The 25,274-nt window shown below is 69.5% G+C and carries 23 protein-coding genes and 1 tRNA gene; 20 read left to right on the top strand and 4 right to left on the bottom strand.

Annotation, left to right across the window (positions count from 1 at the left end):
- Positions 1 to 3: 3 nt before the first annotated feature.
- A complete protein-coding gene (locus OF850_RS00865; RefSeq protein WP_301587773.1) occupies positions 4 to 1,317 on the top strand; it encodes a flavin-containing monooxygenase in 1,314 nt (437 codons plus the stop codon).
- A gap of 3 nt (positions 1,318 to 1,320) precedes the next feature.
- On the opposite strand, the gene OF850_RS00860 is transcribed toward OF850_RS00865, so the two are convergent.
- A complete protein-coding gene (locus OF850_RS00860; RefSeq protein ID WP_301587772.1) occupies positions 1,321 to 2,010 on the bottom strand; it encodes a GntR family transcriptional regulator in 690 nt (229 codons plus the stop codon).
- A 130-nt stretch (positions 2,011 to 2,140) separates the two neighbouring features.
- On the opposite strand from OF850_RS00860, the gene OF850_RS00855 reads away from it, so the two are divergent.
- The 7 genes from OF850_RS00855 (at position 2,141) to OF850_RS00825 (ending at position 10,085) form a co-directional block, all read left to right on the top strand.
- Complete coding sequence (locus tag OF850_RS00855; protein ID WP_301587771.1) at positions 2,141 to 3,586, top strand: aldehyde dehydrogenase; 1,446 nt, start codon at positions 2,141 to 2,143, stop codon at positions 3,584 to 3,586.
- A gap of 2 nt (positions 3,587 to 3,588) precedes the next feature.
- Positions 3,589 to 4,608, top strand: coding sequence for an NAD-dependent epimerase/dehydratase family protein (locus OF850_RS00850; RefSeq protein WP_301587770.1), 1,020 nt, complete (start codon positions 3,589 to 3,591; stop codon positions 4,606 to 4,608).
- Positions 4,609 to 4,680: 72 nt separating this feature from the next.
- The gene (locus tag OF850_RS00845) at positions 4,681 to 5,661 is read left to right on the top strand and encodes a Bug family tripartite tricarboxylate transporter substrate binding protein (RefSeq protein WP_301587769.1); all 981 of its coding nucleotides are present in this window, start codon (positions 4,681 to 4,683) and stop codon (positions 5,659 to 5,661) included.
- 7 nt (positions 5,662 to 5,668) lie between these two features.
- Complete coding sequence (locus OF850_RS00840; RefSeq protein ID WP_301587768.1) at positions 5,669 to 6,328, top strand: RraA family protein; 660 nt, start codon at positions 5,669 to 5,671, stop codon at positions 6,326 to 6,328.
- Between the two features lie 6 nt (positions 6,329 to 6,334).
- Complete coding sequence (locus OF850_RS00835) at positions 6,335 to 7,264, top strand: 2-hydroxyacid dehydrogenase (RefSeq protein WP_301587767.1); 930 nt, start codon at positions 6,335 to 6,337, stop codon at positions 7,262 to 7,264.
- 31 nt (positions 7,265 to 7,295) lie between these two features.
- Positions 7,296 to 8,264: a tripartite tricarboxylate transporter substrate binding protein gene (locus OF850_RS00830; RefSeq protein WP_301587766.1), complete on the top strand. Its 969-nt coding sequence runs from the start codon at positions 7,296 to 7,298 to the stop codon at positions 8,262 to 8,264.
- 183 nt (positions 8,265 to 8,447) lie between these two features.
- Complete coding sequence (locus OF850_RS00825) at positions 8,448 to 10,085, top strand: phosphoenolpyruvate hydrolase family protein (protein WP_301587765.1); 1,638 nt, start codon at positions 8,448 to 8,450, stop codon at positions 10,083 to 10,085.
- On the opposite strand, the gene OF850_RS00820 is transcribed toward OF850_RS00825, so the two are convergent.
- Positions 10,049 to 10,657 (bottom strand): hypothetical protein, encoded by a 609-nt coding sequence (locus OF850_RS00820; RefSeq protein WP_301587764.1) that lies wholly within the window; start codon positions 10,655 to 10,657, stop codon positions 10,049 to 10,051. The two genes, OF850_RS00825 and OF850_RS00820, sit on opposite strands and share 37 nt — an antisense overlap.
- Before the next feature lie 123 nt (positions 10,658 to 10,780).
- Between OF850_RS00820 and OF850_RS00815 the strand changes: the two genes are divergently transcribed.
- From OF850_RS00815 to OF850_RS00765, 11 genes are all read left to right on the top strand, one after another.
- On the top strand, positions 10,781 to 11,656 hold the full coding sequence (locus tag OF850_RS00815; RefSeq protein WP_301587763.1) for a branched-chain amino acid ABC transporter permease: 876 nt from the start codon (positions 10,781 to 10,783) through the stop codon (positions 11,654 to 11,656).
- Entirely contained in the window at positions 11,649 to 12,641 is a 993-nt protein-coding gene (locus tag OF850_RS00810) for a branched-chain amino acid ABC transporter permease (protein ID WP_301587762.1), read from the top strand. Before OF850_RS00815 ends, OF850_RS00810 begins: the two co-directional genes overlap by 8 nt.
- Before the next feature lie 50 nt (positions 12,642 to 12,691).
- Entirely contained in the window at positions 12,692 to 13,966 is a 1,275-nt protein-coding gene (locus OF850_RS00805) for an ABC transporter substrate-binding protein (protein ID WP_301587761.1), read from the top strand.
- Between the two features lie 49 nt (positions 13,967 to 14,015).
- Positions 14,016 to 14,762 (top strand): ABC transporter ATP-binding protein, encoded by a 747-nt coding sequence (locus OF850_RS00800; RefSeq protein WP_301587760.1) that lies wholly within the window; start codon positions 14,016 to 14,018, stop codon positions 14,760 to 14,762.
- Complete coding sequence (locus tag OF850_RS00795) at positions 14,762 to 15,469, top strand: ABC transporter ATP-binding protein (RefSeq protein WP_301587759.1); 708 nt, start codon at positions 14,762 to 14,764, stop codon at positions 15,467 to 15,469. Before OF850_RS00800 ends, OF850_RS00795 begins: the two co-directional genes overlap by 1 nt.
- Before the next feature lie 22 nt (positions 15,470 to 15,491).
- Complete coding sequence (locus tag OF850_RS00790) at positions 15,492 to 16,688, top strand: Tm-1-like ATP-binding domain-containing protein (protein ID WP_301587758.1); 1,197 nt, start codon at positions 15,492 to 15,494, stop codon at positions 16,686 to 16,688.
- Positions 16,688 to 17,518, top strand: a complete 831-nt coding sequence (locus OF850_RS00785; RefSeq protein WP_301587757.1) for a phosphoenolpyruvate hydrolase family protein — start codon at positions 16,688 to 16,690, stop codon at positions 17,516 to 17,518. The genes OF850_RS00790 and OF850_RS00785 overlap by 1 nt, the downstream gene beginning before the upstream one ends.
- Positions 17,519 to 17,529: 11 nt before the next feature.
- Positions 17,530 to 18,444: an SRPBCC family protein gene (locus tag OF850_RS00780; RefSeq protein ID WP_301587756.1), complete on the top strand. Its 915-nt coding sequence runs from the start codon at positions 17,530 to 17,532 to the stop codon at positions 18,442 to 18,444.
- Between the two features lie 12 nt (positions 18,445 to 18,456).
- A complete protein-coding gene (locus tag OF850_RS00775; RefSeq protein WP_301587755.1) occupies positions 18,457 to 19,512 on the top strand; it encodes a sugar phosphate isomerase/epimerase family protein in 1,056 nt (351 codons plus the stop codon).
- A complete protein-coding gene (locus tag OF850_RS00770) occupies positions 19,512 to 20,648 on the top strand; it encodes a Gfo/Idh/MocA family protein (protein WP_301587754.1) in 1,137 nt (378 codons plus the stop codon). The genes OF850_RS00775 and OF850_RS00770 overlap by 1 nt, the downstream gene beginning before the upstream one ends.
- A 183-nt stretch (positions 20,649 to 20,831) precedes the next feature.
- Positions 20,832 to 21,755, top strand: coding sequence for a tripartite tricarboxylate transporter substrate binding protein (locus tag OF850_RS00765; protein WP_301587753.1), 924 nt, complete (start codon positions 20,832 to 20,834; stop codon positions 21,753 to 21,755).
- A 111-nt stretch (positions 21,756 to 21,866) separates the two neighbouring features.
- Here the strand turns inward: OF850_RS00765 and OF850_RS00760 are convergent.
- A tRNA-Glu gene (locus OF850_RS00760) sits at positions 21,867 to 21,942 on the bottom strand.
- A gap of 75 nt (positions 21,943 to 22,017) precedes the next feature.
- On the opposite strand from OF850_RS00760, the gene OF850_RS00755 reads away from it, so the two are divergent.
- Positions 22,018 to 22,833 (top strand): alpha/beta hydrolase, encoded by an 816-nt coding sequence (locus OF850_RS00755; RefSeq protein ID WP_301587752.1) that lies wholly within the window; start codon positions 22,018 to 22,020, stop codon positions 22,831 to 22,833.
- A 60-nt stretch (positions 22,834 to 22,893) separates the two neighbouring features.
- Here OF850_RS00755 and clpA read toward each other — a convergent pair whose 3' ends face one another.
- Positions 22,894 to 25,245, bottom strand: coding sequence for an ATP-dependent Clp protease ATP-binding subunit ClpA (clpA, locus tag OF850_RS00750; RefSeq protein WP_301587751.1), 2,352 nt, complete (start codon positions 25,243 to 25,245; stop codon positions 22,894 to 22,896).
- Positions 25,246 to 25,274 lie beyond the last annotated feature (29 nt).

The raw sequence follows: 25,274 nt of genomic DNA, 5'->3' as shown, positions 1-25,274 counted from the left end.
GCCATGGCTGAACAGCACATCCCGGCGGCCCCCATCTGCATCATCGGCGGCGGCTCCTCCGGCATCGCCACCGCCAAGGCGCTGAAGGAGAAGGACCTCGCCTTCGACATCTTCGAGAAGGGCTCGCAGCTTGGCGGGATGTGGCGCTACGAGAACGACAACGGCGTCTCTTCCGCCTATCGCAGCCTTCACATCGACACAAGCGTGCGGAACCTCGCCTATTCGGACTTCCCCTTCCCGCCCGACGCGCCGGACTTCCTGTCCCACTGGGAAGTGCTGGATTACCTTGAGGCCTATGCCGACCGCTACGGCCTGCGCGAGCATGTTCAGTTCCGCACCGAGGTGACACGCGTCTCACCCGCCAAGGGCGGATGGGACGTGGCCCTCAAAGGCAGCGAGACGCGGCGCTACCCCACGGTCATCGTCGCGAACGGGCATTTGTGGAAGCCACGCTGGCCCGACTTTCCCGGTCAGTTCGACGGCGAGGCGCTCCATTCCCACCACTACCGCGTCGCCGACCCCTACCGTGACAAGACCGTGCTGGTGGTGGGCATCGGCAACTCGGCAGTGGACATCGCCTCCGACGTGGCGCGGCAGGCGCGCACCACACATCTCTCCACGCGGCGCAGCGCCCATATCATGCCCAAGTACATCATGGGCATTCCCACCGACCGCTGGTCCTCCTTCCTCACGCGCAAGCTTCGCCTCCCCGTGCCGCTGGCGCGCGCGATCCTCGGCCGGCTGAAGGTGCTCTCGATCGGCCGGCAGGAGCGCTTCGGCGTCCCGCGCCCCGCACACCCGATCTGGCGCGAGCACGCGACGATCAGCCAGGACCTGCTGCCACATGTGGGCCATGGGCGCATCCGCATCCGCCCGGACATCGCGCGGCTGGATGGAAGGACGGTCGAGTTCACGGACCGCACCCGCACCGATTTCGACGCGATCATCTACGCCACTGGCTACGAGACGGAGTTTCCCTTTCTCGACCGCGACCTTTGGCCCGTGAAGGATGGCAAGGCGCGCCTTTATCGACGGATCATGCCGCCCGCGCATCCCAGCCTGTGCTTCACAGGCCTCGTGCAGCCGATCGGTCCCACCATTCCGCTGGTGGAGATCCAGGCGCGCTGGCTGGCAGGCGTGCTGGCCGGCACGATCCGCCTGCCCGATCGCGCGACGATGGAGCGCGAGGTGGAGGAACACCTGGCGATCCTCGCGCGCACCTATGTCAACTCCGCGCGCTATGCGCTGGAGGTGGACTTCCGCCGCTATGCCGGGCAGCTGAACCGCGACATGGCACAGGGCAGCGCCGGCGCTTAAGCGTCAGCCGGCGAGGAATTTCTGGATGTAGAGCTGGCGCGCGCGGTCCATGTGCGTGACCGACAAGTGCTCCAGCGTCTCGCGGTCTCCGTCACGGAGGGCCTGCACCATCGCCCCATGCTCCTCGCAAGCCTGGGCCAGCGCGCCCGGGCCGGCTGCGCCATAGGCCCGGGCGGGGAAGCTCAACCAGTCATGCAGCCGGATCGATTCGGCGAGGTAGGGGTTGTCGCAAAGCCCGAACAGCGCTCGATGAAACGCCATGTTCTCCTGGTGGATGCGGATCAGGTCGCCGCTCCGCGCCGCGGCCGCGTGGGCCTTTTCCGCGGCGGTCAGTTGCGCCATCCGGGCGCGCGGCACCGGAAGCGGCGTGGCCTGCACAGCCGCGCGGTGCAGCACGGCGCGCATGGCATAGAGGTGGTCGAGCTGTCCTCTCTCGAAACGGGGGAGCTCCGCGCCGCGATGGCGCGGCTTCACCACCACCCCCAATCGCTGCAGCTCCGCCAGTGCCGCGCGCACAACGTGCCGCTTGGCGCCGTAATCCTCCATCAGGTGATCCTCGATGAGGCGGGTGCGCGGCAGGATGCGGCTGCGGATGATGTCCGTCTCGATGGCGGCGATCACCGCTGCCACCTGCTCGGGCAGTTCCACATCCAGGTCGAGGCGCCGCGCGGCGGGGCTTGGGGCGGCGGTCACGGCGGCTCCTCCAGGACGGGCCTCGAAAAAATTATCGATAATCTTATCGGTGAGATTACCGACATCGACCTTCTTTGCAAGGTTGCCCGGAGCGCGCAAACCCCGCGGCAAGAGTTGAGAAAGACGCTGCATGGACGCCTTGCCGCAGGCCCTGGACGGGGACGAACTGGAAAGCACGGACCCCGCAACCGGGGCGATCGTCGGATGCGTCAGGATGACCACGGCCGAAGGTCTCGACGCCATGGTCGGGCGCGCTTGGCACGCCTTCCACCATTCGGGCTGGAAGTCGCTGCTGCCGCACCGCCGGGCCCTGGTGCTGCAGGCCATCGCGGACCGCCTCGCGGCGGAGAAGGAGGCGCTGGCGACGCTGCAGATGCGCGACAACGGCAAGCCTCTCGCCGAATGCCGCGGCATGGTCGAAAGCGCCATCGGCACCTTCCGCTACTACGCGGGAGTCTGCGAGACGCTCGAGACCGACGTGACGCCGAGTCGTGGCGACTACGTCTCCTTCACTGTGCTTGAGCCCTTCGGCGTGGTGGCCTGCATCACGCCCTGGAACTCGCCGATCATGAACGACGCGACCAAGGTCGCGCCGGCGCTCGCGGCCGGCAATGCCGTGCTGCTCAAGCCCTCCGAGGACTCGCCGCTCCTGGCGCCCGAACTGGCGCGCATCGCGCGGGAAGCCGGGCTGCCCGATGGGATGCTGCAGGTCGTGCAGGGCCGCGGCGCGGAAATCGGCGCGGCGCTCGTCGCCCATCCCGGCGTCCGGATGATCAGCTTCACCGGCGGCACGGCAACCGGGCGCGCCATCGGACGCGTGGCGGGCGACCGCCTCGTGCCCGTGGCGCTCGAACTCGGCGGCAAGTCCCCGCACGTGGTCTTCGCCGATGCGGAGATCGAGCACGCCGTGGCGGCAGTGGTCGCGGGAATCTTCGGCTCGGCGGGGCAGTCCTGCGTCGCCGGGTCCCGCCTCTTCATCGAAGCCAGCCTCTATGACGAGGTGCTGGCGCGGGTGGTGGAACGCACCCGCGCGCTGCGCGTCGCCGCTCCGGATGCGCCGGGCGTGGAGATGGGTCCCCTCGCCTCCTTCCACCATCGGGAGCGCGTGATCCGCTTCGTGGATCGCGCGCGGGAAGAGGGCGGGCGCATCCTGTGCGGCGGCAGCGCGCCGGAGGGCGAGGGCTACGCGAAGGGCGCCTATTACCTGCCGACCGTCATCGACGGCCTGCCCCCTGAGGCGCTGACCTGCCAGGAGGAGGCCTTCGGCCCCGTGCTGGTGGCCTTGCCCTTCCGCGACGAAGCCGATCTGATCGCCCAGGCCAACGGCACGGCCTTCGGCTTGGCCTGCGGCATCTGGACGGAAAGCTTCAAGCGCGCCTGGCGGGTCGGCCGCGCGCTGGAGGCGGGTTCGGTCTGGATCAACACCTACAAGCAATCCGTCACCACCACGCCTTTCGGTGGCTTCAAGAACAGCGGGATCGGCCGGGAGAAGGGCATCGACGGCCTCCGCCTCTATGCACAGGTGAAGAGCATGTATTTCGGACTGCACGAAACCCCGATGCTGGTGGCCCGCTGACCATGGCGCACAAGGACAGTGCCGCCGTCCCGGTGAAGGACGCCCGGATCATGGTCATTGGCGGCGCGAGCCTCGTCGGCTCTGCGACCGTCGACGAATTGCTGGCACGCGGCGCCCGCGAGGTCGTGATCTTCGACAACCTGTCCTTCGGCGGGCAGCCCAACATCGCCCACCTCGACGGCAATCCGAAGGTGAAGGTCGTCCAGGGCGACATCCTGAAGCTGCACCAGCTTCTGGCCGCCACGGAGGGCGTGGACGGCATCGTCCACCTCGCCGCCTACATGACGCTGAACTTCGACCGCGACCCCTGGGGCGGCATCGACGTGAACGTGCGCGGCGTGCAGAACGTGCTGGAGGCCTGCCGCGCCAACAAGGTGCGGAAGCTGATCTTCTCCTCCTCCAATGCCGTCTATGGCTATGGTCCTGGGGTGAAGGGCGACCTCGTGGAGGATACGCCCTTCCACGCCGCCGGCGCGCCGCCCGCCGCCATTCTCTACGGCGCCAGCAAGATCATGGGCGAGCAGCTCTGCCGCGACTCCTTCCGCAAGCACGGCCAGGATTACGTGGTGCTGCGCTATTCCACCGTCTATGGCGAGCGCCAGCACTACCGCGCGGCCAACGCGCTCTACATCGTCGAGACGCATGACGCCATCAAGCGCGGCGAGCGCCCGAAGGTCATCGGCGACGGCAGCGAGACCAAGCACTTCGTCTATGTTGGCGACCTGGCGCGGGCCAACATCATGGCACTGGAGGCGCCCGCCACCGACGTCGCCGTCAACACATCCGGTCCAGAGCCGGTGACGACGCTCGAACTCGTCAAGCTGGTCGCCGAACTCTCGGGCCGTCCCGACCTCCAGCCCGAACATGTGCAGCCGGACCCGACCAAGGTTCGCCTCACTTCCGGCGGCGCCTTCGAGATCGTGCACAAGGCCGCCAAGGACGCGATCGGTTGGGAGCCGCAGGTGACCATGCGCGAAGGCCTGCGCCGCCTCCTCGCCTGGCGCGACGCCGCGACGAATTAGGCACGACAGCCGGGCGGCGAACGCCCGGCCCCTCATGGCCGCACGAAGAACGGCAGGCCAAGGAAACAGGAGATGTCCATGATGACGCTGAACCGACGCGCGCTCGGCCTGCTGGCCGGCGCTTCCCTCCTTCCCGCGCCCGCCTTGGCGCAATCTAACTTCCCGTCGCGCCCAGTGCGCTTCGTCGTGCCGTATCCGGCGGGCGGCGCCACCGACGTGATCGCGCGCATGATCGCCGAGAAGCTTCCCGCGCTCTGGGGTCAGCCCGTGGTGGTGGAGAACCGCGCCGGCGCCGGCACCACCGTAGCGGCGGAGCACGTTTCCCGCTCCGAGCCGGACGGGCACACATTGTTCGAGACGACGAGCGCGCACACCATCAGCAAGAGCCTGTACCGCAACATGTCCTACGACCCGATCCGCGACTTCACGGCGATCACGCTGACCTCGGTCGTCCCGCTCGTCCTCGTGGTGTCGAAGCGCGTGCCCGCGACGGACCTCGCCGGCTTTGTCGCCTGGGGCAAGGCGCAGCGCCAGGGCGTGACCTTCGGCACGACCGGCAACGGCACGGCGCAGCACCTTACGGCCGCGCTGTTCAAGCTGCGCGCCGACGTGCCCGCCGAGTACGTGCCCTATCGCGGCGACGCCCCGCTGAACACCGATCTCCTCGCAGGGCTGGTGGACGGTTCCTTCAGCACCCTTTCCGCCGTGCTGCCCTATATCCGCGGCGGCGAGCTGAAGGCGATCGCGCTGGCGCATCCGCGCCGGATGGACGCGATCCCCAGCGTGCCCACCTTCGCCGAGGGCGGGATGCCGGGCTTCGAGGCCGCGACCTGGTTCGGCACCTTTGCCCCGGCCCGCCTGCCCGACGCGCTGCGGGAACGGATCGCGCGCGAAATCCAGGGCATCGTCTCCGACGCCGCCTTCACCCGGCGCTTGGTGGAGATGGGCGGCGACGTGACCAATTACGGCCCGGCCCGCTTCGACGAGTTCATCGCCGCCGAGACGGCGCGCTGGGCGGAGGCGGTGCGCGTCTCCGGCGCCACGATCAACTGAGGGCGCCATGACGGAGGAGGAAACTGTTGCTCGCGCCGGCGCCATCCCGGTCAGCACCTGGGCCGATGCGCTGGATCAGTTCGATGTCTGGGGCGTGGTGCATGGCATGACCCTGCGCTCCGGCGAGGGCCGCATCTGCGGCTTCGCCACCACCGCGCGCCAGGTGCCGGGGCGGCTGCACGAGTTCGAGAAAGCGGAGTTCGCGGTGGGACGCATCGTCTCCGCCGCTGCGCCCGGTCGCGTGCTGATGGTGGATGTGGGCGGCGAACCCATCTCCACCATGGGCGGGCTCGCGGCTTATGGCGCGAAGCAGCTTGGGGCGGCCGGGGTGGTGATCGACGGCGCGTGCCGCGACGTCGATGAGATCCGCGCCACCGGGCTCTGGCTCGCCAGCCGCCATGTCGCGCCGACCACCGGCAAGGGCCGCTTGCGCCTGATGCCGCTGGGCGAACCGGTGGAGATCGGCGGCATCACCGTCCGGCAGGACGACCTCGTCGTGGGTGACGAGACGGGCATCGTCGTGGTTCCGCGCGCCCTGGTGGCCGAGGCGCTGCCGAAGGCGGAGGCGCTGATGGCCGCCGACCAGGCGGTGGAGGAGCGCATGCGCGCCGGCCAGACCTTCGCCGAGGCAGGCCGCGCCACCGGCTACCTGCCCCCGAAGGGCTGACGCCGGATGCTGCTGCAGATCGCCTCCATCGGGCTCCTGGCCGACCGCCTGCTGACCGAGGAGTTCGATGCCGTGCGCCTGTGGGAGCAGCCCGACGCTTGGCTCACCCGGCACGGCGCGGAAGTCGAGCTGGTCGCCACCAGCGTGCGCGCCGGGTGCGGGCCGGAGATGCTTGCCGCGCTGCCGCGGCTGCGCGCCATCTCAAGCTGGGGCGTGGGGCATGAGACGCTGGACGTGGCGGGGGCGAGGGCACGGGGTATTGGCGTCGCCACCACTCCCGAGGTGCTGGATGACTGCGTGGCGGACCTCGCCTGGGGGCTGCTGATGGCGGTGGCGCGGCGCATTCCCGCCGCCGATCGTCACGTGCGCGCGGGCGAGTGGACCGAGGTGGGCCGGTTCCCGCTCTCCACCAAGGTTTCAGGCAAGCGGCTGGGCGTGCTCGGGCTCGGGCGCATCGGCGCAGCCATCGCCCGGCGCGGTGAGGGCTTTGCCATGGAGGTGCGCTATCACGGGCGCGGGCCGAAGCCCGGCGTCGCCCATGGCTTCGAGCCGTCGCTCCGGGAACTGGCGGCGTGGTGCGACTTCCTGGTCGTGGCCTGCGAAGGCGGCCCCGCGACCCGCCACCTCGTCTCGGCCGAAGTGCTGGAAGCGCTCGGCCCCGGTGGCATCCTGGTCAACATCGCGCGCGGCTCCGTCGTGGATCAGGCGGCGCTGATCGCGGCGCTGGAAGCCGGACGCCTGGGCGGCGCCGGCCTCGACGTCCTGGAGAATGAGCCGGGCGCGCCGCTGGCGCTGCGACGGTGCGACAACGTCGTCCTCACCCCGCATGTCGGCAGCGCAACGCATGAAACGCGCGAGGCGATGGAACGGCTCGTGGTCGACAATCTCCGCGCCTTCCGGCGCGACGGAACGCTTCTCACGCCCGTGCGGGCGTGAGCGCGTCCGAACTCCCAAGGGAACAGACAGAATGACCCACCTGATCCGCCGCCGGGCGCTGCTTCCGCTCGCCTCCGGCCTCCTCGCAGCGCCGGCCCTGGGCCAGACCCGCCGCTACCCCGACCGGCCCGTGGAACTGATCGTCGGCTTCGCTGCGGGCGGCGGGACGGACGTGACCGCCCGCACCGTCGCCCGCTTCCTGGAGCGCGAGCTGGGCGGCGCGGTGGTGGTGAACAATCGCCCGGGAGCTTCCGGCGAGATCGGCCTCTCTTATGTCGCGCGGTCGCGCCCGGATGGGCACGTGCTGGGCATCACCAACATGCCGGGCCTCGTCAGCCTGCCGATCGAGCGCCGCGCGCCGCAGTTCACGCTGAACGATTTCGAGTACGTCGCCAATCTGGTCGCTGACCCCTCAGCCTTCAGCGTCCATGCCACGAGCCCGATCCGCGACTTCGACGACCTTGTCGCCCGTGCCCGTCAAGCGCCTGAGACGATCAGCTTCGGCTCCACCGGCGTCGGCACGGACGAACACTTGGCACTGGTGCTGTTCCAGGCGGCCGCAGGTGTGAAGCTGGTCCATGTGCCCTTCCCGGGGGCGGGGCCGATGCGCACCGCGATGCTGGGCCGGCAGGTGGAAGTGGGCGGGCTGAACGTGGGCGAGGTCGCGGCCACGCCGTCCGGGCTGCGCATGCTGGTGCAGGGCGGTACGACACGCTCGGCCTTCGCGCCCGACGTGCCGACCTTCCGCGAGACCGGCCTCGACGTCGCCATGAGTTCCGAGCGGGGCATCGTGGTCGCCAAGGGCACGCCGGAGGATCTGGTGGCACGCCTGCGCGAGGCGACGGCCAAGGTGGCCCGGGACCCTGGCTTCCAGGAGCAGTGCCGGGCGCAGTTCACGGAGCTGGACTACGTGGACGGCCCGGCATGGCGGGCGCGCCTCGCGGAGGCGGATGCACGCTTCCGGCAGATGTGGCAGCGTCAGCCCTGGGCGGAGGCCTGACGCCCCGAGCTGAAGCGCGGTCTTCGCCGCAGGTCGAGATGGCTTCGACTTGCCAAGGCAACCACAGCCCTCGATCGAAGAGCGGCCGTGACGGCTGATGCGCCGATGCGTGAACGCGCTGGCTGACACCCTGCAGCCTGGGGACGCGGTTCCGCCCGGCCCGCGCCATGCTAGCCTCCCGCCATGCGGACGGCGCGGCGGGACATCCTGGTCGGGGCGGCCATCGGCCTGGGGATGACGGCGCGTGCCGCGACGGAGGGCGGCGCCGACTTCCTCCTGGTGCTGAACGCCGGGCGGCTTCGCGTCATGGGGGCGCCGTCCCTCGCCGCCATGCTGCCCATCACGGACAGCAACGCCTTCACCGACAATTTCGCGCGGCGCGAGATCCTGGACCGTGTGCGGATCCCGGTCTTCTTCGGTGCGGCGGCCTGCGATCCGAGGCTCGACCTCCAGCGCTTCGTGGCGGGGCTGAGGGCGGCCGGCTATCAGGGCGTCGCCAATTTCCCGACCGCGATCCATTTCGATGGGGCGTTGCGCCACGCCATGGAGGCGGCCGGGCTGGGCTTTGGGCGGGAGGTGGCGCTGCTGGCCGAAGCACGCTCCCAAGGGCTCGCCACGCTGGGCTACGCCAAGACACGCGCCGAGGCAGAGGCGATGGTCGAGGCGGGGGTGGAGCGGCTTGTCCTCAATTTTGGGTGGAATGCCGGCGGCAGCCTGGGCGTGCCCGGCGGCGTCCCGCTGGAGGAGGCAGCGGAGCGCGCGCGTCGCGTCTTCGCGATGGTCCGTCGCCGGGCTCCCACGACGCGCTGCCTCGTCGAAGGCGGGCCGATCGTGGACCCCACCCACATGCTCCAAGTCTGTGACGCGTCGCGCGCCGACGGATATGTGGGCGGATCGACGCTCGACCGCCTGCCGCTCGAGCTGTCGGTCATGCAGAGCACCTCGGCCTTCAAGACCGCGCCGCTGCTGCGCCCCGGTGCCCCGGAGCCGACGGCGCTCCCGCTTGGCCTCGTGGGCCGCTCGCCAGCCGCGCTGGCCCTCGCCGCGCGCATCGCCCGGCTGGTCGCGACCGATCTGCCGGTGGTGGTGGAGGGTGAACCGGGCAGTGGGCGCACCACCGTCTCGCGTGCCCTGCACGCCGCCGGCGGCCGGTCCGGCAGCCCCTCCTTCCTGGATGCGCGTGATGAGATCGAGGCCGCGCTGTTTGCAGAAGCACCACGTGGCCTCCTTGCGGGGCGCGGGACGAGCGTGGTGATCGAGAATGCCGACGCGCTGCCACCGAAGCTGCGCGTGCGCTTAGCGGACTGGATCGAGCAGGGCGTCTTCGACCGCTTTTCCCGTCCCTCCGATCGCGCGCCCCGCGCCCGGCTTATTCTCACCCACCCGCCGGGCGCGCAGGGCCTCGCGCGCGCCCTTTCGGCGCAGCGCCTGACCTTGCCGCCGCTCCGGGAGCGGCTGGAGGACATCCCGCCCCTGGCCCGCGCCATGCTGCGCCAGCGTGGCCGCGCGGCGACGCCCGTGGAGCCACAGGCGCTACGGCTGCTGATGGCGCAGCCCTGGCCCGGAAACCTCCGCGAGCTGCACGAGGTGCTGCTGCGGGCCGCGGCGGAAACCCGCGATGGCCGCGTCACGGCGGCCCATCTGGAGGCCGCGCTGGGACCAGCGCCCGTCGCCCCTCCCCAGGGCGCGGCGGATGAACGTGCCTGGATCCTCGACGCGCTGCGACGGCATCGCTTTCGGCGAGGGGAAACGGCGGCATTTCTGGGGATCGCCCGGAAGACGCTCTACAACCGCATGCGCCGCCTCGGCCTGAGCGTCTGAGGCGGCGCGTCGCTCCAGGCCAGGGCCTCGCCGCCCTCGATGACGACATGGGCCGCCATGCTGTCCCACCACCCCGGCGGCGCCGGCCCGGGACCCGGCGGGTGAAGCAGGATGCGCCGCAGCCCGAGCGCCAGCGCCACCTCCACCGCCTGGCGCGTCGCGGCCCGCGCGATGGGGCGCATCCCTTGCTCCCGGAAGCGCAGCAGCACGCGGAACTCGGCCTCGGCCCGGTAGCCCACGGCCGAGAGCGCCGCGGCGGCCTCCCCCTCATGCGCCTGCACGCTGGGATGGTTTACCACCTCGGCAAAGCCGGCGCGCCCGAGGATCTCCGCGAGGTCTGGCACGCGCAGGAAGGGATCGCATGCGAAGATCCCGGCAACAGGAGGCGAAGCGCGAAGGGCGGGACAGCCCGCAAGCGCCGCGGCCAGGGTTCCGTTCACGTCCAGCACGGGCAGATGCGCGACGAGAGGCCAAAGCTTCGCCGGAAAGGGCGACAGGCAAGGCAGGAAGACGGAGGCCGCGCGGTCCTGGGGCGACGCTCCATCGAGGCGGCTGGTGGGGCGAAGGGTCACATGCATACCCAATCTTACCCATAACTCCCGCGAATTCACCTTGCAGGTCCTTCCGCCTTCCCGCTTCCTGAAAGGGAGGCGGGCGATCCGTGATCCGCCGGAAAGGGAGCAAGCGTCCGGGACATGGATCTCGCGGCCACCATCGTGCTGAACGGGCTCACGCTCGCGGCCCTCTACTTCATCGTGGCCAGCGGCTTTTCGCTCGTCTTCGGGCTGATGCGTGTCGTGAACATGGCGCACGGCTCGCTCTATTTGATCGCCGGCTACGTGGGCTATGCGGTGTTCGAGCCGCTCTACGACCAAGACGCGTGGTACGCTTGGCATGCCGGACTCGCGGCGGGCATCCTGGCGGCGGCGCTTGCGGGCGCGCTGATGCAGAAGATCCTGCTCGGCTGGATGCAGGGGCAGGAGCTGCGCCAGGCCCTGGTGACGATCGGCGTGTCCATCATCGTCGCCGACCAGATCCTCGCCTTCTATGGCGGCAACCCGCGCCAGTTCTTCGCGCCGGATTCCATCTTCGGTTCGACGCAGGTGCCGCTCGTCGGCGGCTATCCGACCTTCCGGCTGGTGCAGATCGGCGTCGCCCTCGCCGTCGGGGTGGGACTCTGGCTGCTGCTGAACCGCACGCGCCTGGGCATGATGATCCGCGCCGGCGTGGATGACCGCGAGATGCTGGGCGCGTGCGGCATCAACGTGCCGCTCGTCGGCATCGCCGTCTTCGCGCTTGGCGCCGCGCTTTGCGGACTGGGCGGGGTGATCGGGTCCACGGCGCAGCCCCTCGCCATGGGGCAGGACGGGCGCTTCCTCCTTATCTCCCTCGTCGTCGTGATCGTCGGCGGGATGGGCAGCATCGCCGGCACCGCCGTCGGCGCGGTGCTGATCGGGCTGGCGGAACAGCTGGGCCAGGCGCTGTTCCCCACCTATTCGGTCGTCCTCACCTTCGTAATCATGGCGGCGGTGCTCGCCATGCGCCCACAGGGGATCCTGGGCCGTGCGTGAGCGCGTGCTCCTCGCCCTTGGCGCCTTCGCCCTCGTGGCGCTGCTGCCCTTCCTGCTGGCGGCGATCCTGCCTGCCAACCAGGCGCAGTTCTGGACCGCGAACATCCTCGGCCGCGCCCTCGTCTTCGGGATCGTCGCGCTGTCGCTCACCTTCCTCGCGACCTATGGCGGCTTCATCTCCCTGGCGCAGATGATGATCGCGGGCGTCGCAGGCTACGCGCTGGCCGTTTTCGTCGAAGGGGCGGTGCCACGCGTCGTGGGTGGGCTCGGCTACCTCGCGGCCATCCCGCTCGGGCTGCTGGCCTCGACGCTGATGGGGCTGCTGGTCGGCGCCATCGCGGTCCGCACGCGCGACATCTACCTGCTGATGATCACCCTGGCCCTGGCGATGGGCGTGTTCCGCTTCGTGGAAACCAACATCGCCTGGTTCAATGGCTACGAGGGCATCCGCAACGTGGTCGGCCCGAATGTCTTCGGCCGGGATTTCCGCGACCCCTGGGTGTTCTTCTACGTGGCGCTGGGCACGGCGGCGCTGCTGCTCGTCGGCGTCCTCTACCTCGTGCGCTCGCCCTTCGGGCTCGTGCTGCAGGGGATCCGCGACAATCCGCGGCGCGTGGCGGCGCTGGGCTACAACGTCGCGCTGCACCGCATCGCCGCCTTCGGCGTCGCGGGCTTCATCGCGGGATGCGGCGGCGTGCTGGGCACGATCTACAACATCGGCATCTCGCCGGGCACGATCGGCCTGGGCGCGACGGTGAACGTCCTGATCATGAGCGTGATCGGCGGGCTCGGGCATCCGCTCGGGGCCTTCCTCGGCTCGCTGGTCTTCACCGTCTTCGACACCTTCGCCGCCAATCTCTACGACCGCGACCGCTTCAACACGCTGATCGGCACGGTCTTCCTCGTCATCGTGCTCCTCTCGCCCGACGGGCTGACGGGCCTCGCCTCGCGGCTGCGGCGCCTCGCTACGGGGCGCCGGGAATGAACGGACCCGCCCCGCCTCGCCACCACGAAGAACGAAACAGGAGGAACCCCATGTCTGCATCCATCACGCGCCGTGCGGCGCTTCTCGGCGGGGTTTCCCTCGCCGGAGGGCTCGCCGCCCCCGTCATCGCCCAGAACGCCCCCATCCGCCTCGGCGGCCTCACCACGCTCGAGGGTCCCTTCGCCACGGGCGGGCAGGATTCCTTCCGCTGCGTGCAGATGGAGCTGGAGCGGATCAACAACACGGTCGGCGGGCGGCGCATCGAGTTCATCCGCGAAAGCTCCAATGCCCAGGCCGACGTGGCGCTCGCCCGCGCGCGCAAGCTGATCGAGCAGGACAACGTGGACATCATCCTGGGGCCGCTCTCGGGCGCCGAGGGGATCGCGCTGCGCGACTATTCGCGCACCCTGACGGGCAAGACCATCGTCAATGGCAGTTCCGGCGCCTCTGACACGACGCTGCGCAACCCGAGCCCCAACTTCTTCCGCTTCTCCACCGACGGCACGCAATGGATGGCGGGGCTGGGCAACCACGTCTACCGCAACCTGGGCATCCGCGAGGTCGCGATTTCCGCCGGGGACTACGCCTTCCCCTACGCCCAGGTCTTCGGCTTCAACCTGGAGTTCTGCCGCGCCGGCGGCCGGGTCCAGCACTACTGGGCGCCGCTCGGCACCACGGATTTCTCCGCACAGATCGCGCAGATCAACCGCTCCAACGCGGGCGCCGTCGTCGTGGTGCATGGCGGCACGGACGGGCTGGCCTTCATGACGCAGTATGCCCAGGCCGGCGGAAACAAGCCGCTGATCGGCGGCTCCATCATGGCCGACCAGACCATGCTCTCGGCGCGTGGGCCGCATCGGCGCGTGATGGTGGGCATGCTTTCGGGCGGACCCATCGCCGACGTGATCGACGACCAGAACTGGCGCGAGTTCGTGGAGCGGTACCGCCGCCGCTGGGCGAATGAGGGCGGGTTCCAGTCCCCCTCCATCCATGGCGTGAACTACACCACCAACCTGTATGGCATCCTCGCCGGACTGCGCGCCGTGGATGGCGACCTGTCAGGCAACCAGGCCGCCTTCCAGCGCGCCTTGGCGGCGGCGCAGGTCACCGCGCCCACCGGGGCTGCGGTGCGCCTCGACCACAACCGCCAGGCCATCTCGGACATCTTCCTCAACCGCATCGAGGAGCGGGACGGGCGCGCCCAGGTCGTGGCCTTCGACCGCACCCCCCAGGTGAACCAGACGCTGGGAACCCCCGAGGCGCAGTTCCTCGCCCTCGGCGCGCCATCGCGCGACAATCCCGGCTGCGTCCCCGCGGCGACCTGAGTTCCTGGCGGCGGGGCGCCCTCGTCCCGCCGCCGCTTCCGGACGGATCATGACCACCCCCGCCATCAGCCTTGCCGGTGTCAGCCGGCGCTTCGGCGCGCTCCAGGCCGTGCGTGACGTGTCGCTCGACGTCATGCCCGGCGAGCGACGGGCCGTGCTCGGGCCCAACGGCGCGGGCAAGACGACCTTGTTCAACACGATCTGCGGGGATTTCCCGCCCACCTCCGGGCAGATCCTTCTCTTCGGCGAGGACATTTCCGCTCTGAGGCCGCACCAGCGCACGCGCCGGGGCATCGGCCGCACCTACCAGACCTCGCTGCTGTTCAACGGGCTGAGCGTGCTGGAGAACCTCTTCGTCGCGGTGCGGGGGCTTCGGCCCGGCCGCTTTTCCTTCCTGCGCCCGCGCGGCAGCGATACCGGGATGGCCAAGGCGCGCGACATCGCGGAGCGGATGCGCCTGTCGCACCTGCTGCACGAGCAGGTGCTCAACCTTTCCCACGGGCAGCGCCGCCAACTTGAGATCGGGATGGCGCTGGCTGGCGACCCGCGCGTCCTGATGCTGGACGAGCCGGCAGCCGGCCTCTCCCCCGGCGACCGGCCGGAGCTGCTGCTCCTGCTGCGCGAGTTGCCTCGCAGCCTGACGCTGATCCTGATCGAGCACGACATGGACATCGCGCTGCCCGCCGCCGATTTCGTGACCGTGATGAAGGACGGCCAGGTGGTGGTGGAGGCCCCGCCCGACCGCATCGAGGACGACCCGGTGGTGCAGGCCATCTATCTCGGGGGCGGGCACTGATGCTCGCCGTTTCCGATCTGCATGTCCGCTTCGGGCAAGCGCATATCCTGCAAGGGGTCTCGCTGAGCGTCGGGGAGCGGCCGCTTGCCGTCATCGGGCGCAACGGGATGGGCAAGACCACGTTGTGCGGGGCCATCGCCGGGCTGATCCGCCGCAGCGAGGGGGCGATCACTCTGGGCGGCGAGCGCATCGACGGCCTCGCCCCCTTCCGCATCGCCCGACGCGGCATCGCCCTGGTGCCGCAGGGGCGCCGCACCTTCCCCTCGCTTTCGGTGCACGAGCACCTGAGGCTGGTCAGCCGGGGAAGCCGCGCGCGCTGGACGATCGAGCGCGTCTACGAGACCTTCCCGCGCCTTGCGGAGCGTCGGCGGAACGGCGGGACGGAGCTTTCGGGCGGCGAGCAGCAGATGCTGGCAATCTCCCGCGCCCTGCTGATGAACCCGCGCCTCGTCATCATGGACGAGCCGAGCGAGGGACTGGCCCCCGTCATCGTGGACCAGCTGATCGGCGTGCTGCGTGCCCTTCCCACCGAGGGGATGGGCCTGCTGCTGGTGGAACAGAATCTGCGCGTCGCGACCGAGGTGGCGGAGGAGGTGGCGATCATGGTCACCGGCCGCATCGCCACCTCCATGCCCGCGCGCGCCCTGGCGGAAGACAAGGAGGCGCAGCGGCGCTTCCTCGGAGTCTCCGCCGGCGGGCATCACTGAGAAGGGACGGGAGGGGCAGGCGATGGCCAAGGTCTACGTCATCGGGACGATGGACACGAAGGGCGAAGAGCTGCGCTTCGCGCGCGACTGCATCATTCGCGCGGGCGCGGAGGCCGTGCTGGTCGATGTGGGCACGCGCGGGCCAGGCGCGGGCGCGGAGGTGGGCGCGGAGGAGATCGCCGCGCACCACCCCGAAGGCGCCTCCGCCGTGCTCGGCCTGGACGACCGCGGCAAGGCGGTGGCCGGCATGGCCGAGGCGCTGACGCGCTGGCTTTCCGCGCGCGGTGACATCGGCGCGGTGCTGGGGCTCGGCGGGTCCGGCAACACGGCGCTGGTGACCCAGGCCATGCGTGCGCTGCCGGTCGGCACGCCCAAGCTGATGGTCAGCACCGTGGCGTCGGGGAACGTTGCGCCCTATGTCGGGCCTGCCGACATCGCACTCATGTACTCCGTGGTGGACGTGGCCGGGATCAACGCCATCTCCCGGCGCGTCATCGCCAACGCGGCGCATGCCGCCGCCGGGATGGCATTGTTTCGGCCGCCCTCAGCCCCGGCGGGCGAGAAGCCCGGCATCGGCATGAGCATGTTCGGCGTGACGACGGGCTGCATCACCGCGCTTCGCGAGGCGCTGGAGCCGAGCCACGAATGCTACGTCTTCCACGCCACCGGCGCGGGCGGGCAAAGCATGGAGAAGCTGGCGGATTCCGGCCTCCTTTCGGCCTTGATCGACATCACGACGACCGAGGTGCCTGACCACCTGGTGGGTGGGGTGTTTCCCTGCACCGGAGACCGGTTCGGCGCCGCGATCCGCACGCGCCTGCCCTATGTCGGCAGCGTCGGCGCGGTGGACATGGTGAACTTCGGCGCGAAGGAAACCGTCCCGGCGCAGTTCGGCGGGCGCAACCTCTACGTCCACAACCCGCAGGTGACGCTGATGCGCACCACCCCCGCCGAGAACAAGGCGATCGCGGAATTCATCGTGGCGCGGCTCAACCGGATGGAGGGCCCGGTGCGCTTCCTGCTCCCGCTGGGCGGCGTGAGCGCCATCGACGTCCCCGGCATGCCCTTCCACGACCCCGCGGCCGACGAGGCGCTCTTCGCCACGATCCGCGCCGGCTTCGTGCCGGGCGCCGACCGCAAGCTGATCGAGGTGCCGGCCGCGGTGAATGACCGCGAGTTCGTGGACTCCGTCCTGGCCGCCTTCAAGGAGATTGCCTGATGCCCCGCTTTTCCCGCGGCGACTTGCTGCGGAAGTTCCAGGATATGGCCGCGCGGCGCGAACCGATCATCGGCGGCGGCGCCGGCACCGGGCTTTCCGCGAAATGCGAGGAGGCGGGCGGCATCGACCTCATCGTCATCTACAACTCAGGGCGCTACCGCATGGCAGGCCGCGGCTCGCTCGCGGGGCTGCTGGCCTATGGCAACGCGAACGAGATCGTGAAGGAGATGGCGCGGGAGGTGCTGCCGGTGGTGAAGCACACCCCGGTGGTGGCGGGCGTGAACGGCACCGATCCCTTCGCGATCATGGACCACCTGCTGGACGAGCTGAAGGCACTGGGCTTTGCCGGGGTGCAGAACTTCCCCACTGTGGGGCTCATCGACGGGGTGTTCCGCGCGAACCTGGAAGAGACGGGGATGGGGTTCGGGCACGAGATCGACATGGTCCGCCTGGCCCACGCCAAGGACATGCTGACGACGCCCTACGTCTTCAACGCGGGGGAAGCAGAGGAGATGGCGAAGGCGGGCGCCGACATCCTGGTGCCGCATATGGGCCTCACCACGGGCGGCGCCATCGGCGCGCACACAGCCCTCAAGCTGGAGGATTGCCCGGCCCTGATCGCGGAATGGGCGGAGGCGGCGCGCCGCGTGCAGCCCGACATCCTGGTGCTGTGCCATGGCGGGCCGATCGCCACGCCGGAGGATGCGGCCTGGATCCTGCGGAACACGCCCGGGATCAATGGGTTCTATGGCGCCTCCTCCATGGAGCGCCTGCCGACCGAGATGGCGCTAACCGAGCAGACCCGCGAATTCAAGTCCATCACCTTCTGACGGAGGACGCCATGGCCCGTGCCTATGCCTCGACCATCCTGGACGCCAACATCGCCACCGTCTGGGCGACGGTGCGCGACTTCAATGGAATGCCTTCGTGGAATCCCGGCGTCACCCGCTCGGAGATCGAGGGCGGCCTCGACTCGGACGTGGTCGGCTGCGTGCGCCGCTTCTCCCTGCGCGATGGCACGGAGGTGCGGGAGCGCCTGCTGAGCCTGTGCGACCGCACAACCAGCTTCACCTATAATTTCGAGACGCCAGCCTTCCCGGTGATGAACTATCTCGCCCGCATGCGGCTGATGCCCGTCACCGCCACCGGCCAGACCTTCGCGGAGTGGGAGGCGACCTTCGACGAGGCGCCCGGCGACGAGGGAAAGTATGTCGAGATCGTCTCGAACGGCGTGTTCCAGGGCGGCTGGGACGCGCTGAAGGCGACGCTCCGCTCCCGCCCGCGCGTCGAGGCACCGCTCTGGGCTGGCTTTCCGCCGAACAAGGTGTGGTGCAGCACGGTGATCGACGCGCCGGCGGCGAAGGTCTGGTCGGTGATCCGCGACTTCGCCGGCATGGGCGGATGGCACGAGGACATCACGAAGATGCACATGCTGGGCGGCGTGCGCAGCGACAAGATCTCCGGCACGCGCGACTTCCTGTTCGGCGAGGGGCATCTGAACGAGGTGCTGCTGCACCTGGACGACGAGGAGATGAGCTACTCCTACTACATCACCAAGTCGCCGCTGCCCTGGATGCATTACGTCAGCGGACCGCGCCTGTGGCGCGTGACGGATGGCGAGCGCTGCTTCGGCTCTTGGTTCGGGGACTGGGTGGCGAGCCCGCAGGATGACCTCACGCTGATGCCGAACACCGAGCAGAACGTCTATCTCAAGGCTTTCGAGACCGTCGCGGCCCAGCTTGCGGGATCACGCTGAGGAACGGCCCCAATGCGGACAATCAAGGGACCCGCTGTCTTCCTGGCCCAGTTCGCGAGCGACGCGGCGCCTTTCGACAGCCTCGACGGCATCGCGGGATGGGCCGCTTCGCTCGGCTTCAAGGGCGTGCAGATCCCCTCCTGGGATTCGCGCCTCTTCGACCTCGCGCTCGCCGCCGAGAGCCGGACTTATTGCGAGGAGGTGCAGGCCGTTCTCGCCCGGCACGGGGTCGTCGTGACGGAACTGTCCACGCACCTGCAGGGTCAGCTGGTCGCGGTGCATCCGGCCTATGACGCATCCTTCGACGGGTTCGCAGCACCGGAGGTGCGCGGCGACCCGCAGGCACGGGGGGAATGGGCGGCTCGGCAGCTTCACCTCGCCGCGCGCGCCTCGCGCAACCTTGGCCTATCGGCGCACGCCACCTTCTCAGGCGCGCTCGCCTGGCCCTTCGTTTATCCCTGGCCGCAACGCCCGGCGGGTCTGGTGGAGACCGCCTTCGCGGAACTCGCCCGGCGCTGGCGGCCCATCCTCGATGCCTTCGACGAGGCAGGGGTGGATCTTTGCTACGAGATCCATCCGGGCGAGGACCTGCATGACGGCGCCAGCTACGAGATGTTCCTCGACGCGGTGGGACAGCATCCGCGCGCCTGCATCCTCTACGACCCGAGCCATTTCGTACTGCAGGCGCTCGACCATCTGGCTTTTCTCGACATCTATCATTCGCGCATCCGCGCCTTCCACGCGAAGGATGCGGAATTCCGGCCCACCGGGCGCGTCGGCGTCTATGGCGGCTACCAGCCCTGGACCGACCGCGCGGGCCGCTTCCGCTCCCTGGGCGACGGGCAGGTGGATTTCCCCGCCGTCTTCTCCAAGCTGACGCAATACGGCTTCGCGGGCTGGGCCGTCCTCGAGTGGGAGTGCTGCCTGAAGCATCCGGAGGATGGCGCGCGTGAGGGCGCGGAGTTCATCCGGCGCCACATCATCCGCGTCACCGACAAGGCCTTCGACGATTTTGCCGCGAGCGGCGCCGACGAGGCCGCGAACCGTCGCATGCTGGGACTGGGCTGATGCGCCGCATCCGCTACGCCATGGTCGGGGGCGGCCACGGCGCCTTCATCGGCGCGGTGCACCGCATGGCCGCGCGGCTCGATGGGCGCTTCGAGCTGGTCGCGGGCGCGCTGTCGAGCGACCCGGCGCGTGCGATGGAAAGTGCGGCTGAGCTTGGCATCCGCCCCTATCCCGATTTCGCGGCAATGATTGCTGGGGAGCGCGGCCGTCCCGACGGCGCCGAGTGCGTCGTCATCGTCACGCCCAACCACGCGCATCACGCGCCCGCCAAGGCGGCGCTCGAGGCGGGGCTGCACGTCATCTGCGACAAGCCCCTCGCCCTCACCGTGGAGGAGGCCGAGGACCTGGTCGCTGCCGTACGGCGCACCGGACGTGTTTTCGTGCTGACGCACAACTACTCGGGCTATCCGCTGGTGCGGCAGGCGCGTGCCATGGTGAAGGCCGGGGAGATCGGCGCGGTCCGCGTGGTGCAGGTGGAGTATCCGCAGGATTGGCTGGCGACGCCACTGGAGGATGAGGGGCAGAAGCAGGCTGCTTGGCGGGTGGACCCTGCGCAGGCGGGGCTCGGCGGCTCGCTCGGCGACCTCGGCACCCATGCCTTCCACCTCGCGGAGTTTGTGACGGGGCTTCAAGTCGAGAGCGTCCTGGCGGATCTTCAAACCTTCGTCGCCGGGCGCCGGCTCGATGACAATGCCCATCTCCTGCTCCGTTTCTCCGGCGGGGCGCGTGGGATGCTCTGGACCTCGCAGGTGGCGCCGGGCAACGCGAACGCGCTTCGCTTGCGCATCCATGGCGAGCGCGCTTCGCTCGACTGGAGCCAGGAACATCCGAACCAACTCTTGCACGCGCCCCTCGGGGGGGAGGCGCCGCGCATCCTGGGACGGGGCATGACAGCGCTTCACCCGGCGGCCGTTCATGCCTCCCGCCTCCCGGCCGGGCATCCGGAGGGGTACCTCGAGGCCTTTGCCCAGATCTATCGCGACGGGGCCGATCAGATCCTTGCCCACGATGAAGGGCACGCGCCCGTTTCCGCATCCTTCATGACGCCGCGCGTCGAAGACGGGCTCCGCGGGATGCGCTTCGTTGCTGCCGCGGTGGCGTCAGCGCAGGCGGGGTCCGCCTGGATGGCGGTCTGAGGCCGAGCAGGACACCTTTGGGGTCGAGCGAAACCGACGCCATTCGGCCGGCTGCTTTCGCACCTGCACAGCACCGTGTTGCACGGCCCGCGCCAGAATCGGCAGGCTTGGGGAAACCCGAGGATACCCGCGATGACCTTCCCACGCCGCGCGACCTTGTTGGCGGCGCTTGCCGCCCCGTCCTTGGCGCTGGCGCAGCCCCGCTTCCCCAGCCGCGCCTTGCGTGTCTTCGTGCCATGGACGCCAGGCGGCGCCACCGATCTGCAGATGCGCGCGGTCTGCGAGGTGGCCTCGCGCCATCTGGGCCAAGCCATCGTCGTCGAGAACAAACCGGGCGCATCGGGCACGCTCGGCGCACAGATCCTGGCGCGCGAGGCCCGGCCCGATGGGTACACGCTCAGCCAGATGCCGAATGGCGTCTTCCGTGTGCCGGCGATGATGCGCGCCCAGAACATGACGCCGCCCTACGATCCGCTGGCCGACTTCACGTGGATCCTGCGCATGGTGGGCTACATGGGCGGCGTGGTGGTTCGGCCCGATGCGCCCTGGCGCAGCATGGAAGAACTGCTGGCGCATGCGCGCGCCAATCCGGGGACGCTGTTCTACGGCACGCCCGGCGCCAACACGACCGACGTGACGATGACACGCCTCGCCCAGCTTCTTGGCATCGAGTGGACGGCGGTTCCCTTCCGGGGCGCCGCGCCCAACCTGCAAGCCCTTCTCGGCGGTCAGATCAGTTTCTCGGCCGAAACCTCTGCATGGGCCGACATGGCGCTCGAGGGGCGCGTGCGGCCTCTGGCGCTGTGGATGGCGGCGCGTGCGACGCGCTTTCCGGAGGTTCCGACCTTCCGCGAACTGGGATACGACATTGTCTCGGAGAGCGCCTACGGGCTTGCGGCCCCGCGCGGCACGCCACCAGAGATCGTCCAGATCCTGCACGACGCCTTCAAGCTCGCGGTGCACGATCCGCTACACCTCGCCGTGCTGGCGCGCTTCGACATGCCTGTTCGCTATCTGGACAGCGAGGCCTATGCGGATGATGTGCGCCAGGTGAACGCGCAGGAGATCGCAACGGTGCAAGCCCTGGGCCTGCGCCCTGGCGGTTGAGGCACCCACCCCAAGGAAAAGTGACTTCACGGTCTTGCGACCGGGAAACGCCGCTTCGCCGTGGCACCAGGATGGATGCGTGCCGGGAGTTGTGGAGGGAAGTCCGCTGAATGGCGTCCCGTACGGGATTCGAACCCGTGTCGCCAACGTGAAAGGCTGGTGTCCTAGGCCTCTAGACGAACGGGACTGACCGTGCCGCCGCGAATAAAGGCGATGCGACGGTTGGTCAATCCTTCGTGGCCTTTCGTCGTTCCAATTCCCGATGCCGCCCCGACGCTTCCTTCCTCTTCTCGCCCTGGCTGGCTGCTCGCCGGCGGGTGTCGCGACCTTGCTCACTCCGGCCGGTGGCGTCTCCACCCAGGCGGACATCGCCTACGGTCCCCTATCCCGCCAGCGCCTCGATTTCCACACGCCGCAGACGCTGCGGGAAGAGGCGCCCCTGCTCGTCTTCTTCTATGGCGGGGGTTGGGTCGGCGGCAGCCGCTCGGATTATGGCTTCGTCGCGCGGCCCCTGGCCCAGCAGGGCGTCGCCGTCGCGGTGCCTGATTACCGGCTTTACCCGGAAGTCCGCTTTCCTGCCTTTGTGGAGGACGCGGCCCTTGCGCTGCGCTTCCTCGAGGCGCGGCATCCCCGCCGAAAGCTGGTGCTGATGGGACATTCGGCCGGCGCCTTCATCGCAGCGAGCCTTGCTCTCGATCCGCGCTGGGGTGCACACGCCGGCGTGCGGGGCTTCATCGGCTTGGCGGGGCCTTATGATTTCGGCGCCGAGGAGGTAACGCCGCCCGATATCTTCGCCGACACGCCGCGCGTGAGGGCGGTTCCCGAATTGGTGGACCTTCGCGGCGGGCCGCCCATGCTGCTGCTCCACGGCGCCGATGACCGGACCGTGGGCCCGTATCACTCGCGCATCCTCGCCGCGCGCGCCGTCGCAGCCGGCGTTCCCGTCCGGCACCGGGAATACCCCGCCATGGGCCATGTCGGGATCATCGCTGCTCTCGCTGCACCGCTTCGCGGCCTCGGCCTCGCGCAGGGCGACGTGCTCGGGGAGGTCACGGGCTTCCTGCGCGCGCTCGCATGAAAAAGGGCCCCGGCGCGACCTCTCGCCGGGGCCCCTCATTCACCGCACCGGATGCGGTCCTTACTGGACCGATTCCGGCTCCTTCTCCGCCTCGCCATCGCCCTCGGGCTTCGGCAGGGCGGCCATGGGCGCTTCCGCGATGTCGAAGGTCAGCGCCCCGTCCACGAGGTTGACCTTCACGCCGCCACCCTTCACCAGCTTGCCGAACAGAAGCTCCTCGGCCAGCGGCTTCTTGATGTGCTCCTGGATCACGCGGGCCAGCGGCCGCGCGCCATAGAGCGGGTCGTAGCCCTTCTCGGCCAGCCACTCCTTGGCGGCCGAGGACAGCTCGATCGTGACGTTGCGGTCGGCCAGCTGGGCCTCCAGCTGCATCACGAACTTCTCGACCACCTGCGCCACGATTTCCGGCGTCAGCCCGCCGAAGGGAATGACCGCGTCGAGGCGGTTGCGGAACTCCGGCGTGAAGAGGCGCTTCACCGCCTCCTGGTCCTCGTCCGTCCGCACCTCGCGTCCGAAGCCGATGGCGGGCTTGGCGAGGTCCGACGCGCCGGCATTCGTGGTCATGATCAGGATCACGTTGCGGAAATCCACGGTCTTGCCGTTGTGGTCCGTGAGCTTCCCGTGGTCCATCACCTGCAGGAGGATGTTGTAGAGGTCCTGGTGGGCCTTCTCGATCTCATCCAGCAGCAGCACGCAGTGAGGGTGCTGGTCCACGCCGTCGGTCAGCAGGCCGCCCTGGTCGAAGCCCACATAGCCCGGGGGTGCGCCGATCAGGCGGGAAACGCTGTGCCGCTCCATGTACTCGGACATATCGAAGCGCAGCATCTCGATGCCGAGCGTCTTTGCCAGCTGCTTCGCGACCTCGGTCTTGCCGACGCCGGTGGGGCCGCTGAACAGGTAGTTGCCGATCGGCTTCTCCGGGTCGCGCAGCCCGGCGCGGGACAGCTTGATCGCGGAGGACAGCGCCTCGATCGCGTTGTTCTGGCCGAAGACCATCGCCTTCAGGTCGCGCTCCAAGTTGCGGAGCGTCTCCTTGTCGTCGGCGCTGACGGACTTGGGTGGGATGCGGGCGATCTTCGCGACCGTCTCCTCCACGTCCTTCAGCGTCACGGTCTTCTTGCGCTTGCCCTCGGGCTGCAGCATGCGCGAGGCACCGACCTCGTCGATCACGTCGATCGCCTTGTCCGGCAGCTTGCGGTCATGGATGTAGCGGGCCGAAAGCTCCACCGCGGCCTTGATGGCCTCCGGCGTGTACCGCACCTTGTGGTGCTTCTCGTAGTTCACCTTCAGGCCGGTGAGGATCTTCACCGTGTCCTCGACCGTCGGCTCGTTCACGTCGATCTTCTGGAAGCGCCGGACGAGCGCCCGGTCCTTCTCGAAGTGGTTGCGGTATTCCTTGTACGTGGTCGAGCCGATGCAGCGCAGCGTGCCCTGGGCCAGCGCCGGCTTCAGCAGGTTCGACGCATCCATCGCGCCGCCGCTGGTCGCGCCGGCGCCGATCACCGTGTGGATCTCGTCGATGAACAGCACCGCGCCCGGCTGCGCCTCCAGCTCGGAGACGACGGCCTTCAGCCGCTCCTCGAAATCACCGCGGTAGCGCGTGCCGGCTAGGAGCGAGCCCATGTCCAGCGAGAAGATGGTGGACTTGGCCAGCACCTCGGGCACGTCGCCCTCGACGATCCGCTTGGCGAGGCCCTCGGCGATGGCAGTCTTGCCCACGCCCGGGTCGCCCACATAGAGCGGGTTGTTCTTGGTGCGGCGGCACAGAATCTGGATCGTCCGCTCGATCTCCGTGTCACGGCCGATCAGCGGGTCGATCTTGCCCTGCCCTGCCTTCTTGTTGAGGTTGACGCAGTAGGTGGACAACGCGTCCTGGTTGCGCCCGCCGCGCGGCTTCTCCTCGCGTTCGGGACCGCTGGAGTTGTTCTCCTCCTGCCCGGGGCCGGAGCCCTGGACGGGGCGCGGCTGCGACCGGCCGGGCGCCTTCGCGATGCCGTGGGAGATGAAGTTCACCGCGTCGAGCCGCGTCATGTCCTGCAGCTGCAGGAAATAGACCGCATGGCTCTCCCGCTCGCTGAACAGCGCGACGAGGACATTCGCCCCCGTCACCTCGTCGCGGCCGGAGGACTGGACGTGAATGGCGGCGCGCTGGACGACGCGCTGGAACCCGGCGGTCGGCTTCGGATCGCCGCCGCGGTCGCTCACCAGCCCGGCAAGATCCTTGTCGAGGAACTCGGTCAGGTCGCGCTTCAGCTTCTCCACGTCCACGCCGCAGGCACGCAGCACGGTGGCCGCGTCACTGTCGTCGCCAAGGGCGAGGAGGAGATGTTCAAGCGTGGCGTACTCATGCCGGCGGTCATTCGCGAGGCCGAGGGCACGGTGGAGCGTCTGCTCAAGGTTGCGGGACAGCATGGATCAACGCTCCCCTAGGAGTGGTCCGG

The sequence above is a fragment of the Sabulicella glaciei genome, from assembly GCF_026183895.1.
Lineage (GTDB): Bacteria > Pseudomonadota > Alphaproteobacteria > Acetobacterales > Acetobacteraceae > Roseococcus > Roseococcus glaciei.
This window is presented reverse-complemented; position numbering and strand designations above follow the sequence as displayed.